The organism is Alistipes dispar (genome assembly GCF_006542685.1).
GTDB lineage: Bacteria > Bacteroidota > Bacteroidia > Bacteroidales > Rikenellaceae > Alistipes > Alistipes dispar.
The window spans coordinates 1,017,164-1,030,459 of record NZ_AP019736.1 but is presented as its reverse complement, the minus strand read 5'-3'; the positions used below and the strand labels follow the sequence as shown (position 1 = coordinate 1,030,459).

10 protein-coding genes are annotated in these 13,296 nt (G+C 66.5%); 1 reads left to right on the top strand and 9 read right to left on the bottom strand.

Translation table 11 applies throughout. The features are described from left to right. Nucleotides 1-4: 4 nt before the first annotated feature. From FME97_RS04645 to FME97_RS04605, 9 genes are all read right to left on the bottom strand, one after another. Nucleotides 5-421, bottom strand: a complete 417-nt coding sequence (locus FME97_RS04645) for a hypothetical protein (protein WP_141428099.1) — start codon at nt 419-421, stop codon at nt 5-7. Nucleotides 422-441: 20 nt separating this feature from the next. Continuing rightward, nucleotides 442-1,362 carry a thioredoxin-disulfide reductase gene (gene trxB, locus FME97_RS04640; RefSeq protein WP_141428098.1) on the bottom strand — a complete coding sequence of 307 codons (921 nt, stop codon included), beginning with the start codon at nt 1,360-1,362 and terminating at the stop codon, nt 442-444. Nucleotides 1,363-1,395: 33 nt separating this feature from the next. After that, nucleotides 1,396-2,379, bottom strand: coding sequence for a WG repeat-containing protein (locus FME97_RS04635; RefSeq protein WP_141428097.1), 984 nt, complete (start codon nt 2,377-2,379; stop codon nt 1,396-1,398). A gap of 2 nt (nt 2,380-2,381) precedes the next feature. Continuing rightward, complete coding sequence (locus tag FME97_RS04630) at nt 2,382-3,239, bottom strand: vWA domain-containing protein (RefSeq protein WP_141428096.1); 858 nt, start codon at nt 3,237-3,239, stop codon at nt 2,382-2,384. Between the two features lie 27 nt (nt 3,240-3,266). Then, on the bottom strand, nt 3,267-4,994 hold the full coding sequence (locus tag FME97_RS04625; protein WP_141428095.1) for a DUF4954 family protein: 1,728 nt from the start codon (nt 4,992-4,994) through the stop codon (nt 3,267-3,269). A 43-nt stretch (nt 4,995-5,037) separates the two neighbouring features. Then, nucleotides 5,038-6,234: a WG repeat-containing protein gene (locus FME97_RS04620; RefSeq protein WP_141428094.1), complete on the bottom strand. Its 1,197-nt coding sequence runs from the start codon at nt 6,232-6,234 to the stop codon at nt 5,038-5,040. Nucleotides 6,235-6,332: 98 nt separating this feature from the next. Continuing rightward, entirely contained in the window at nt 6,333-6,881 is a 549-nt protein-coding gene (locus tag FME97_RS04615) for an FKBP-type peptidyl-prolyl cis-trans isomerase (protein WP_141428093.1), read from the bottom strand. Between the two features lie 232 nt (nt 6,882-7,113). Continuing rightward, a complete protein-coding gene (gene gcvP / locus FME97_RS04610; protein WP_141428092.1) occupies nt 7,114-9,945 on the bottom strand; it encodes an aminomethyl-transferring glycine dehydrogenase in 2,832 nt (943 codons plus the stop codon). Between the two features lie 53 nt (nt 9,946-9,998). After that, nucleotides 9,999-11,669, bottom strand: a complete 1,671-nt coding sequence (locus tag FME97_RS04605; RefSeq protein WP_141428091.1) for a nucleoside kinase — start codon at nt 11,667-11,669, stop codon at nt 9,999-10,001. Between the two features lie 77 nt (nt 11,670-11,746). Here FME97_RS04605 and FME97_RS04600 point away from each other — a divergent pair, with 77 nt between their 5' ends. Continuing rightward, nucleotides 11,747-13,177 carry a bifunctional metallophosphatase/5'-nucleotidase gene (locus FME97_RS04600; RefSeq protein ID WP_141428090.1) on the top strand — a complete coding sequence of 477 codons (1,431 nt, stop codon included), beginning with the start codon at nt 11,747-11,749 and terminating at the stop codon, nt 13,175-13,177. Nucleotides 13,178-13,296: the final 119 nt, after the last annotated feature.

Below are 13,296 nucleotides of genomic sequence, written 5' to 3'. Positions count from 1 at the left end.
GGGATTATCGCCGGAATTTGATGAAGGTCGCTTCGAGCCGGTTCGTAACCATGACGTTGCGCTGGGTCGTGGCGGTGCGGGTGCTGCTGCCGTCGTCGCTCTTTTCGATATGCTCGGTCGTCGTGAAGGTCGGCTCGGAAACCGTGTGGCTGATTCCTTCGAAGACCACGGCGTCGGCGCCCTTTTCGCGGGCGCACTTTTCGATGGCCTTTTGTGCCTCCTCGAGGTCGCTGAAGGGTTGGGGCGTGGCTATGATGCGCCCCATCGTTTCGTAGCTTCCGGGCACGTCGTTCCAACTGAAAAAGAGTTCGGGATTGTCGGTGACCGGATAGGTCTTGCCGATGTAGGTGGTCTCTACGGCGCAGGAACTCATCGCGCAGGCGGCACACAAGGTGCATGCGAGGATCGGAATATGTTTCATCGAATCGGATATCGAGGGGATTATCGCAGCAGGAATCGTTCGCAGTCGAGCGCCGCGATGCAGCCCGATCCGGCGGCGGTGATGGCCTGCCGGTAGTGCGGATCCTGCACGTCGCCCGCGGCGAAGACCCCTTCGACGCTGGTTTTCGAGGTTCCGGGTTCGGTGCGGATATACCCTTCGGCGTCGAGCTCCAGCTGGTCGGCGAAAAGCTCCGTGTTGGGGTGGTGTCCGATGGCGAGGAAGAAGCCCGAGATTTCGATCCGCCGCTCCGATCCGTCGGTCTTGCGCAGCAGGGCGCCCGTCACGCCCGTCTCGTCGCCCAGCACCTCGGCCGTGTTGTGTTCGAACAGCACTTCGATGTTGGGGGTCTGCATGACGCGCTGCTGCATCGCCTTCGAGGCGCGCAGGAAGGGCTTGCGGACGATCATGTAAACCTTGCGGCAGAGCGAGGCGAGGTAGGTGGCCTCCTCGCAGGCCGTGTCGCCGCCGCCCACTACGGCCACATCCTTCTTCCGGTAGAAGAAGCCGTCGCAGGTGGCGCAGGCGCTCACGCCCTGGCCGCGGAATTTCGTCTCGGAGGGCAGCCCGAGGTATTTGGCCGAGGCGCCCGTGGCGATGATGACCGCCTCTGCCGCCAGCTCCGTCGTTCCGTCCACGATGACGTGGAAGGGCCGCGACGACAGGTCGATCTTCGTGACGGTTCCCGTGCGGAGATCGGCTCCGAACCGCTCGGCCTGACGTCTGAGGTCGGCCATCATCCGGTTGCCGTCCACGCCGTCGGGGTAGCCGGGGAAATTCTCGATTTCGGTGGTCGTCGTGAGCTGTCCGCCCGGCTCGATGCCTTCGTAGAGGATCGGTTGCAGGTTGGCGCGCGAAGCGTAGATGGCGGCGGTGTACCCGGCCGGGCCGCTGCCGATGATGAGGACTTTCGTTGTTTCCATGGTGGTTTCGTGTTATTTTTTTCGTGTCGTGTTTCAGTCGGTTTCCTCCCGGTCGTCCGCCTCGCCGAACTCCGTGAGGCGTCGCCCGAGGTAGTCGAACAGGGCCCAGCGCCCGTGCTGCCGCACGCGGGCGACGCTTTGCGCCGGATCGTAATCGACGATCTCGTATTCGGGCCGGATGACATAGCGTCCCTCGCGGTCGATGAGCCCCATGCCGGTCTCGGTCTCGACCTCGGCGCGTCCCTCGCGGAAATCGCCCGCCCAGCGGAACCGTGCCGGGATGACGGGGCGGTTGTCCGTATCGACGAATCCGTACCCGCCTTCGTCTTCGACGCAGACCAGCCCTTCGAAGGCATGGCTCGTCCAGCGGTGGCCCGTGAGGCGGCGCCGGGGCGAGTAGGAGGCCGTCGTGTCGGAGAGGGTCGGCGGTCCGGAGTGCTGCAAAATCCGTTCCCGCAGCGCCTCGAACGCTTCGTCGTCGCTGCCCGTCGGACCGAACCGCGCGTCGTGGTAGCGCAGCGGGATGAAGCGTCCGCCCGCCCAGCACAGGTTTTCGGGGCGGAGGTTGTTGTGCGAGAACCCGATTTCGCGGAGCGCCTGCCGCAGTTCGTCGAGCGCATCGAGCAGCCGCTGTCCCGGTTCCGAGCACAGCGCCTCGTCGAAGCTCCTCCCTGCGGGCAGGTGCTGGAGCACCAGCGTCGTGCGCTGCGGCGATCCCGCGGCGTCCTGCCAGAGAAGCTCCCCGGGCAGCGTCCGGTACTCCGCGAGGCGGTCCGTGTCGATCCGCCGCAGTTGCGAGGCCGTGCGCTCCACCGTGTGCAGCGCCGCGGGAGAGAGGGGCAGGAACAGCAGCCACCGTTCGCCGCGCCAGGCGATTTCGGCCTCGGCGAAACGGGTCGTGCGCATCAGGCGGGGCAGTCCGTCGGGACCGGCCGCGACGCGGGCGTCGGCGAGCGTCCGGAACGAGAGGTCGGGCGTCAGCAGCGCCCGGGCGAAGGTTTGCAGGGTAGGTGTCATGGCTATTCGGTTTTGACGCTGATGGACCCGATGTTGAGCATGGCTACCAGTTCGTCGGCCGAGGCGTTGTAGCTCACGCCCCGGAAGGGCGGGACGGCGCCCGGCCCTTTCGCCGCGCGGATCGCCTCGTCGAAGACGGCGGGCATGACGCTCGAACAGTCGTAGAGCAGCGCCGCGTAGCGGTTCGGGTAGCGCGGCTCCTCCTCCGAGGGGAAGAACGACGCTGCGGAGGTGTCCGCCGCGGCGATGTGGATGTTCACCACCAGCACGTTGCCGTCGGCCGTGCGGAGCGCCTTGATCTCCTCGGCCACGGCGCGCAGCTCCTCCTCGTCGCAGTCGGTGGCCTCGCCGTCGGTGATGTTGAACACGGTCGGCGGGAAGCTCTCCGCGTGGGAGGGGTCGGCGCACCACGCCGCCGCGAGGTCGCGGATGCGCCGCAGCGCCTCGCACATGGGCGTCTGTCCCGCGGCGCGGGGTTCGATCCAGACCGGCACGGGCAGTTCGCGCAGGGCGATGCCTCCGTCGGGCAGGCGGCATTCGACCGTCTCGCGCCGGACGTCGGGCCGCACGGCCGCCAGCTCCGTGACGGACAGCGTGTCGCGGTCGCCGGGGAGCAGCGACGAAACCTCGTCGTCGCCCGAGTAGCCCAATACGGCGATGTCGTAATAGTTCCGTACGCCGTCGCTGCGGCGCGCCCGTTCGATCAGTTCGAACAACAGTCCGTTGGCGACCGACGCCACGGCCTCGGCCTTGGTCGTCGGCCGTCCGCGGAAGCGGATCGGTTCGGCCATGGAACCCGAACAGTCGATGGCCAGGAAGAAGGCCGTGCGACGGCTGCGAGTGATGCTTTGCGTGTACATATTCCGGTGAAAGTTGCGTCTTGTGCGTTATCGGAGACCCCGCACCGCGCGGTAGTCCTCCATGCGTGTCGTCCCGTCGCCGTCGAGGCCGTAGCCGACGGCCATCTCGGGCGAGCAGTCGCGCTCGCGGTCGGCGTCGGTCGTGCGGCGCATCGCCTCGTGCGCGTTGCGGCCCGCGGCGATCACGTCGTTGAGTTCTTCGGCCGTCGGTGCGTGTCCCAGCATCGCGGCGCAGACCTGCTCGGCCCAACTGTGGGCGTAGTCGTCGTAGTGGACGAAGAAGACGCGGAACCGGTTGTCCACGGCGTCGGTCGTCGGGAGCTCCCCGCGGTCGATCGCGTCCAGAATCGCCTCGGTCTCGCGCAGGGTGATGTACTGTCCCGCCGCGTCGATCCAGCGTCCGCCGCCGTCGTAGCGTTCCGACGAGGCGCCCCGGCCGAGCATCGCGCCCAGCGCCGCGACGATCGCCTTGTTGTAGAGCTTCAGGCCCCGCCGCAGGGCCGCGGCCCGGATCATCGTCTTGTTGTAGCCGTACTCCGCGGCGTCGGGATCGCCCTCTTCGAGCGAGTGGAGCGTGTCCACGGCCCGGAGCATCGCCCCCGTGACGTAGGGGTTGTATTCCTCGAAGTTGATCGTGTCGCGCCGCACCTCGCGGCGGTCGCGGGCCGGCCATTTCTCGATGTCGCGCACGGCGCCGTAGCTCGTGAGGTTCGCCCCGGGCATCAGCACCGAGCGGTCCTCCTTCTCGATGAGGTAGGAGTAGGGGAAGATCGCGGTGTCGTGGTGGTAGGAGTGGTGTCCCATGACCATCGTGAAGGCCCCTTCGAGTGCCGGGGACATGACGTAGGTCCCGCTGGCGAACTTGCATCCGCGCAGATGGACGGCCTGGTGCACGGGGCCGCTCTTGAAGAGGTGGTTGCTCTGGTTCGAACCGCTCCCGGCGTTGAAGAACGAGAACATGCCGGCGATGAGCAGCGACGACTTGTGGTGCGAGACGGTGTAGGGCCCGGCGAAGATCGAGGCCGCCTCGCCGTTCTCGCAGTGCGAATTGGCGAAGAAGAGCGAATCGACGGCCGTGAAACCCTTGTCCAGCCGGCAGCTCTCGCCCACGAAACACCGCTCGACGGTCGCGCCGTTGTCGAGGCGCGCCTGCTCGGCGGCGATGAAGTCGTAGGCCTTGACGTCCACGCCGACGCGGCAGCCGTCGCAGAGCGTGCCGTTGCAGAGCATCGAGGCGCCGTCGATCCGGCAGTCGTCGCCGATGCGGACCTCGCGGATGAAGCGCGCCCCGACGATCCGGCAGCCGCGTCCCACCTCGCCCAGTTCCGAGGAGCGCTCCTCGGCGTAGGTGCGGATCATCGCCTCCAGCGCCGCGATGGTCTGCGGGCGGTGGCGGTAGATGGCCAGCACGTAGGCGACCTGTGCCGACAGACGGTCGAAGACGGGGACCGTGCGGCCGCCGCATTCGTTCATCGCGGCCACCGCCGTGCCGTTGCCGAAGGCCGAGCGCGAGCGGCATTCGAGCGCCGTGACGCCCTCGACGGACGAGCCCTCGCCGATGCGGTAGTTCCTGACGCGCGAACGGACGATGCGGGCTCCCGGGTCGAGGACGACGCGTCCCTCCAGCCGGCTTTGCAGAATCCCGGACGGCGAGAACGTCTCCGGGACCTCCACCGCGTCCCAGTTCTCGGCCGAGTTGCCGAGGCGTTCGAGTGCGGAGATTTCGTCGGGGGTCAGTTTGCGGTGCGTCGTCATCGTTCGGGAAAGGTTATGCAGATGCAAATATAACGATTTGCGGTTAAATCGCAAACTCGCGGCCTGTGCGGTCGATCTCCAGCCGGCGGCCGTCGCGCACGATCCGCGCCCGCCCGCCGCGGAAGGGTTTCGCGGCCTCGCATCCGGGGCAACTGAGGCGTATGCGGCCTTCGGGGTCGATGTAGTGCCAAGTGCGGCCGAGGCAGACGGCGGCCAGCCCCTCGGAGAAGTCGAAGCCGTTGTCGTAGAGCGGCGGGACGACGACCCGTTCCGCCGTGCGGTAGCCCCACAGTCCGTTTGCGGCGAAAAGCTCCGGCGCGGGGCGCGTCTCCGGAGCGGGGGATCCGCGGTCCGCTCCGTCCGTTTCGGCGGTCTCCGGCGGTTCGTGCCGGACGGCGGCGAGCAGCTCGCCCAGACCGAAGAGCCGCAGCGAAGGGGAGGCGAGCAGGCGGGCGATCCGGTATTCGGCCGCCATGCCGTGCCGTTCGAACAGCGCCAGCGCCTCGCGGTAGGGTGCTTCGTCCGGAATCCGCCGCGGGGTGAAGAGCAGCCCGTCCGCCGTGCCGTAACGGTCGTGTAGCGTCGGATCGACGCGGAGCGCGTGCAGCGCCGTGGAGATCAGCGCGGCCGGATAGTCGTCCAGCGAAGCGTCGAAATCGGCCGCCGTGCGGGCCGGATGCTGGTAGGCCGCCGTGCCCAGCTCGGGACTCTGCTCCCCGGCGAAGGCGGGGAGGAAGGCGGCGTCGAAGTCGATCGGGTGCAGCGCTCCTGCGGGATCGACGATGAGGTTCTCGGGCTTCAGGTCGCCGTGGGCCGTCCGGTCAGAGACCATCGCGGCGGCCAGCGTGTCGAATGCCGCGGAGAGCCCGGCCAGGCGCATCCGGTCGTCGGCTCCGGCGGCCCGGCGGACCGCTTCGCGGAGCGTTTCGCCCTCGATCCATTCGTCCAGCACGACATCGACCCATTCTCCCGAAGCCGCCGGGCCGACCGAGTCGTAGAGGAAGAGCTCCCGTTCGAGCAGCCGTTCGCCGTAAATCTCCCGCAGGTGGCGCATCGGGCGCAGGAAGCACCGCAGCGACCGGATGCGGCCGGCGTGGCGGATGCGGAAGACGGCGGCGGAGTTCCCTACCGCGTATTCGGGGCGTCCCGCAGCGTCGCGGCACACCTCCGCCTCGCCCAGCGTGCGGGCCAGCCCGCGCAGGTCGGAGAGGGTGAAAAGATATTGTCGCAGCGTGTGCATGGGGCGGCTTCCGACGCAGACGCGGGACCTTCCGGAAAGGAAAGGCCCCGCGCCTGCCTGTTCCGGACCCGGCGGGTCCGGTCTGCGTTCCGTTCGGATCAGTGGCAGTCGCAGTGGTTGTGGTCGTGGCCTTCGCAGCATCCGTCGCCGCATCCGCCGTCGCCGCACGAACCGCACGAGCAGCGGCCCTGCAGGTCTTCGGGCGTGACGTCGCGCACCGAGACCACCTCCACGTCGAAGTTGAGCGTCTTGCCCGCCATCGGGTGGTTGAAGTCCATCTTCACGTGCTCGTCGCCGACCTCCTTGACGATGCCCGTCATGCGGTTGCCCTGCGAGTCGCTCATCGGGACCTGCGACCCGACGAAGAGGATGTCCTCGGCGAGTTTGCCGTCCACCATGAAGAGGTTCTTCGGCAGATCGACCACCGCCTCGGCGATCAGCTCGCCGTAGCCGTCCTTCGGAGAGAGCGTGAACGAGACCTTCTCGCCGGGCTCCCTGCCCTCGATGGCCTCTTCGAATTTGGGCAGCAGCATGCCCGTCCCGAAGATGAATTCGAGGGGCTGTCCCGGACGCGACTGGTCCGCGATCTGTCCGTCTACGGTGAGTTTGTAATCCACACCGACCATTTTGTTCTTTTCTGCTTTCATGTCGTCTTGTACTGTTTCGGTTGTTTCCCTTTTCGGGGCCTGCTTCCGCCGGGCCGTCGCCGCGCGTGCGCCCGGACCCGGCCGGAATCAGACAAAGGTAAGCACTTCGGGGCGAGTTGCCAAATAATGGGCGGATTTTATCGCTCTCCGTCGGAAAAACGGGCGGCGGCGGGGAGCGCAATGGCTCCCCGCCGCCGCGGCAGGGTCGTCGCGGGTCCGGACCCGCGGAGGATCAGTCGCAGTTGCGGCAGCAGAGGTTGCGGTCGCCGTAGCCGTTGTCGATCTTCGTCACGTAGGGGAAGAACTTCGCGCGGCGGACCCATTCGAGCGGGAAGGCGGCCTCCATGCGCGAGTAGGGGTGCGGCCACTCCCCGGCCAGCTCGACGGCCGTGTGGGGGGCGTTCGCCACGACGTTGTCCGCCGTGCCGGCGGCCGCCGCGGCCTCGCATTCGCGCTTGATGGCCACGAGCGCCTCGATGAAGCGGTCCATCTCCTCCTTCGGCTCCGACTCCGTGGGTTCGACCATGAGCGTCTCGTGCACGGGGAACGAGAGCGTCGGGGCGTGGAATCCGTAGTCCATCAGGCGGTGGGCGATGTCGCCGCAGTCGATGCCGTACTCCTTCTTGAAATGCGTCAGGTCGAGTATCATCTCGTGGCCCACGCGGCCCGTCTCGCCCGAATAATAGGTGCGGTACTCCGACTTGAGTGCCGAGGACATGTAGTTGGCGTTCACGATGGCCATTTCGGTGGCGCGGCGCAGCCCCTCCTCGCCCAGCATCTTGATGTAGCCGTAGGTGATCGGCAGCAGCAGGGCCGAGCCCCACGGTGCGGAGGCGACGGCCGTGATGCCCTCGTCGCCGCCCGTCGCCACGACGGGATGCGACGGCAGGAACGCCCGGAGGTGTTCGGCCACGCAGATCGGACCCACGCCCGGACCGCCGCCGCCGTGCGGCATGGCGAAGGTCTTGTGGAGGTTCAGGTGGCAGACGTCGGCGCCGATGTAGCCCGGGTTCGTCAGCCCCACCTGCGCGTTCATGTTCGCGCCGTCCATATAGACCTGTCCGCCCGCGTCGTGGACGGCGTCCACGATCTCGCGGATGCGGCTCTCGAAGACGCCGTGTGTCGAGGGGTAGGTGACCATCAGCCCGCACAGCTCCGAGGCGTGCTCGCGGGCCTTGACCTCGAGGTCCTCCACGTCGATATTGCCGCGTTCGTCGCACGCCACCGTCACGATCTTCATGCCCGCCATGGCGGCCGACGCGGGGTTCGTGCCGTGTGCCGAGGCGGGGATGAGCACCACGTTGCGGTAGCCCTGTCCGCGGCTCTGGTGATAGGCGCGGATCACCATCAGGCCCGTGTACTCGCCCGCGGCGCCCGAGTTGGGCTGCAACGAGCAGGCCGCCAGTCCGGTGATCGTGGCCAGGTCCTTTTCCAGTCCGGCGATCAGCTCCAGGTAGCCTTCGGCCTGGTCGGCCGGTGCAAAGGGGTGCATGGCCTGGAACCCGGCCAGCGAGAGCGGCTGCATGAGCGCCGCGGCGTTGAGCTTCATGGTGCACGAGCCGAGCGGGATCATCGAGTTGGCCAGCGAAATGTCGCGTAGTTCCAGCGTCTTGATGTAGCGCATCAGGGCGCTCTCGGAGCGGTAGCGGTTGAAGACCGGTTCGGTGAGGAAGGCCGATTCGCGGCGCAGCGCGGCGGGGATGGCGTCCTCGGCGGCGTGTTTCACGGCCTTCGCCTTGCGGCCCTTCGCGGCGCGGAAGATGCCGATGACGGTCTCGATCTCGGCGGGGGTGGTCACCTCGTCGAACGACAGGCGGACCGTACCCTCCGAGGGATAGTAGAAGTTGATGCCTTCGTCGAGGGCCAGCGACTGCACGACGGCGGCCTCGGCCTCCACCTCGAGCGTGTCGAAGAATGCCTCCGACGCGAGGCGGTAATCCATCGCCTCCAGCGCGCGGGCTGTCGTCACGGCGGCGCGGTGTGCCGTGCGTGCGGCGCGCCGCAATCCTTCGGGACCGTTGTAAACGCAGTAGAAACCCGTCATCGAGGCCATCAACGCCGAAGCGGTGCAGATGTTCGACGTGGCGCGTTCGCGCTTGATGTGCTGCTCGCGCATCTGGAGCGCCATGCGCAGCGCGCGGTTGCCCAGCCGGTCCACCGAGACGCCGATGATGCGTCCCGGCATGTTGCGCTTGTAGGCTTCGCGCGTGGTCATGTAGCCCGCCGCCGGGCCGCCGAAGCTCATCGGCGTCCCGAGCCGCTGCGCCGTGCCGACGGCGATGTCGGCCCCCCACTCGCCCGGCGCCTTCAGCAGCGCCAGCGCCAGCAGGTCGCAGACGGCCGTGACGAGCGCGCCGCGGGCGTGCGCCGCGGCGGTGAAGTCGGCGTAGTCGCGCACGGCGCCGTCGGCGGCCGGATACTGCACGACGGCGCCGAACTCCCGGCCCGTGAATTCGTATTCTTCGTAGTCGTCCACGATCAGTTCGATGCCGAACGGCTCGCTGCGCGTGAGCAGCACGTCGAGCGTCTGCGGGAAGAGGTTGCGGTCCACGAAGAGCTGGTTGCGGCCCTCCCTGACGGCTTCGCGCGAACGCAGCGAGAACATCATCAGCATCGCCTCGGCCGCGGCCGTGCCTTCGTCCAGCAGCGAACAGTTGCCGATCTCCATGCCCGTGAGCGAGATGACCGCGGTCTGGAAGTTCAGCAACGCCTCGAGGCGGCCCTGCGATATTTCGGCCTGGTAGGGGGTGTAGGAGGTGTACCACGCGGGATTCTCGAAGACGTTGCGCGAGACGGCGGCCGGCACGGCGCACGGATAGTAGCCCATGCCTATGAACGAGCGCAGGCAGCGGTTGCGTGCGGCCAGCCCGCGGATGTGGGCGGCGAATTCGTATTCGCTCATCCCCTTTTCGGGCAGAGCCAGCGGTTTCTTGAGGCGGATCGACTGCGGAATGACCTGCGAGAGGAGTTCGTCGATCGACCTGACGCCGATCACGTCGAGCATCTTTTGCAGCTCGGCGGGGTTGCTGACGCCGATGTGGCGTTCGGAAAATTGATCGAACATAGCGTTGTGTACGGGTGGTTTGTAATTATTTTGGGTCGTATGCGTGTCGGTATTCAGTATTTGAAGCTGCTGCCGCCGATGAACTCCCGGAGGATCGACGTCGGAGGGATTTCGTCGGGCGGAATCGGAATGAAGTTGTCGAGGAACTTGAGGATGCGGCGCGCCTCGTCGTATTCGGGAACCGTGTCGGGAACCTCGCGCAGAATCTTTTCGGCGTAGGGCCGCAGCACGGAGATTTCGTAGAAGAGCGACGAGTTGAGCATCACGTCGGCGTTCTCCTGATAGGGGAAGATGTGCCGCTCCTCGCCGCGGCGCACGGAGGCCCAGCGCGAGAGCGTGGCCAGCGCGTCGGCGCCCCGCTGCGTGTAGTCGCGGGTCAGACGGCGCAGAAGGCGGTTGTCGGTGGTGGCGATGCGCGAGAGGTTGTCCATCGCCACGGACGTGAAGCACGAGATGTAGATGCGGAACTTCTGCTCTTCGGGAATCGAGGGCGTCAGCCGCGGATTCAGTCCGTGGATACCTTCGATGACCAGAATCGAACGCTCGTCGAGCGTGAGCGGGGCGTTGTGCCACGTGCGGCGGCCCGTGATGAAGTCGTAGCGCGGAATATCGACGCTCTCGCCGCGCATGAGCCGGCCCAGATGGTCGTTGAACAGGTCGAGGTCGATGGCTTCCAGCGCCTCGTAGTCGTACTCCCCATCGGCGTCCTTCGGGGTTTTCTCGCGGTCCACGAAGTAGTCGTCGAGCGAGATGAGCACGGGGTTCAGCCCCAGCACGCCGAGCTGGATGCCCAGCCGCTTGGCCGAGGTGGTCTTGCCGCTCGACGAGGGGCCGGAGATCAGCACGACGCGCGTGCCGCGCAGCAGGTTGGCCTGGAGAATGGCGTCGGCCACCTCGGCGAACTTGCGTTCGTGGAACGCCTCGGCGAGTTTTATCATGCCTCCGGCGTCGCCCGCGAGGACCTTGGCATTGACGTCGCCCACGGTGGGGACCCCCATGATGCGGACCCACGACTGGTATTCGCGGAAGATGCCGAACATTTTGTCCTGATGGACCGTCCGGACGATCCGGTCGGGATCGGTGCGCAGCGGCAGGGCGAGGTAGAAGCCGTTGTAGTAGGGTTCGATGTCGAAGTGGCGGACGTATCCCGTCGAGGGGGCCAGCGAGCCGTAGAAATAGCCGGCCGTGTCGTCGAGCGTGTAGAGGTCGCTGTAAAGCCGGGGCCGCGAGTCGAGCAGGGCGATCTTGTCGGTGAAACCCTCCTCGGCGTAGCGGGCGCGCACCTCGCTGGTGAGGGCCTTCGTGCGGCGGATCGGCAGGTCGCGCTCCACCAGCTCCCGGATGCGGGCCTTCAGCGCCCCGGTCTGGCGGTCGGAGAAGGAGTCGATGCCGTCGATCTCGCAGTAGAAGCCGTTCTGACCCATCGAATGGCGGATGTGCAGCGTCCGCCCGGGGTAGAGGTCGCGCACGGCCTTTTGCAACAGGAACCACGCCGTGCGCTGATAGACGCGGATGCCCTCGAACGAGGTGATGTCCACGAAGCGGACCGTGACGGGGGTGTATATGCGGTAACTGAGCTCTTTGATGCGGTTGTTCACGAGCGCGGCCAGGAAGGGGCGCGGCCCGGGAGTCAGGCGTTCCGCGACCTCGAGCAGCGTGGTTCCCATCGGGACCTCCAGCTCGCCGCCGAGGTTTTCGCAGATGACTTTGATCGGATCGGTCATGAATGATTTTTGCGTTTAATGCAGGGTAAAGGTAGAAATAATTTGTAACTTTGGCAACTCAAATTCGGATTCGCACCATGAAAAGATGGACCCGTCTGGCCTTGTTCGCCGCCGTCGCGGCCGCTGCGGCCTGCGCTCCCCGCGAGCGCACGATCGTCGTGCTGTCCACGAACGACATGCACGCCAAGATCCAGCATTTCCCCCGCCTGGCCGCCGCCGTCGAGGCGTGCCGCGATACGGTCCCCGATGCGTTGCTGGTCGATGCCGGCGACCGCTGGACGGGCAACGCCTATGTCGATAAGACCGCCGTGCCGGGCAAGCCGGTCATCGAGCTGATGAACCGGCTCCGCTACGACGTGGCCACGCTCGGCAACCACGAATTCGACCACGGGCAGGCGTTTCTGGGACGGATGATCGACAGCATGGATTTCGAGGTCGTCTGCGCCAACGTACTGAGCGACACCTGCACCTTCCCTCAACTGCCGGCTGCGACGATCGTCGAACGCGGCGGCGTGAAGATCGGATTCGTCGGTGCGGTGACGAACTACGAGGGGCCGGGCCATCCGGCGGGCAATGCCGCGAGCTTCGCCGGGCTGGAGTTTCCCGATCCGCAGGCCGAGGCGATCCGCCGGGCCGAAGAGCTGCGGGGCCGGGTGGACGTGCTGGTGCTCGTCTCCCACATGGGCGACGACCGCGACGAGGAACTGCTCGGCAGGACGCGGCTGTTCGACCTGGTGATCGGCGGCCATACGCACGTCTTGCGCGATACGGTGGTGAACGGCACGCTGCTGACGCAGACGGGCAAGGATCTCCGGTATGTGGGCGTGACGGAGATCCGCCTGCGCGGCGGGAAGGTGCAGTCGGCGGATTTCCGCCTCGTGCCGCTGGACGGTTACGGGCCGGACGCCGGGTTCGCGGCCGAGGTGGAGCGCTATTATGCCTCGCCGGAGCTGAACCGCCCCGTGGGCGCGTTCGCCGCGACGATGGACAAGCAGGGACTGGCCAACTGGATGGCGGCGGCCGTGGCCGACGAGGCCGACGCCGAAGTGGGATTCTACCATATCGGCGGCGTGCGGCTCGATTCGATCGCCGCAGGCGGCGTGGGCGTGGCGCGGGTGTACGACCTGGAGCCGTTCGGAACGCAGGTCGCCCGGATGGAGATGACTCCGGCCGAAATGCGCCGGATGATCGTGACGAAGTACAACGAACCGACGCGCGAGGGACACCGCATCGACCTGGTTTCGACGACGCCCTATGCGATTTTGGTCGATGCCGAGGACAGGGCCTTCGACGTCCGTTTTCCGGAGTTGCGCGAGGATCGCCGCTACAAGGTGGCCGTGAGCGATTACGTTTACAGGAATTACCACGACCTGCATTGTACCGAAGGGGAGATCACCGGCGAAAAGGTCGCCGACATCCTTATCGGAGAGTTGCGCGAGGACAGTCCGCTGGAGGCCGACAATGCGCCGCGGCAGAAAGTGGTCCGCACGGAGGCGAAAAAGTTCTGATATTTTGATTTTCAGCGGAAAAAGCGTATCTTTGCACCTCCCGCGTGTGTGCGAAAGACATGCACTTCGGGGAGTAAAATATTAATTATTAACCATTTAACGAGCGATTGTATCGCAAA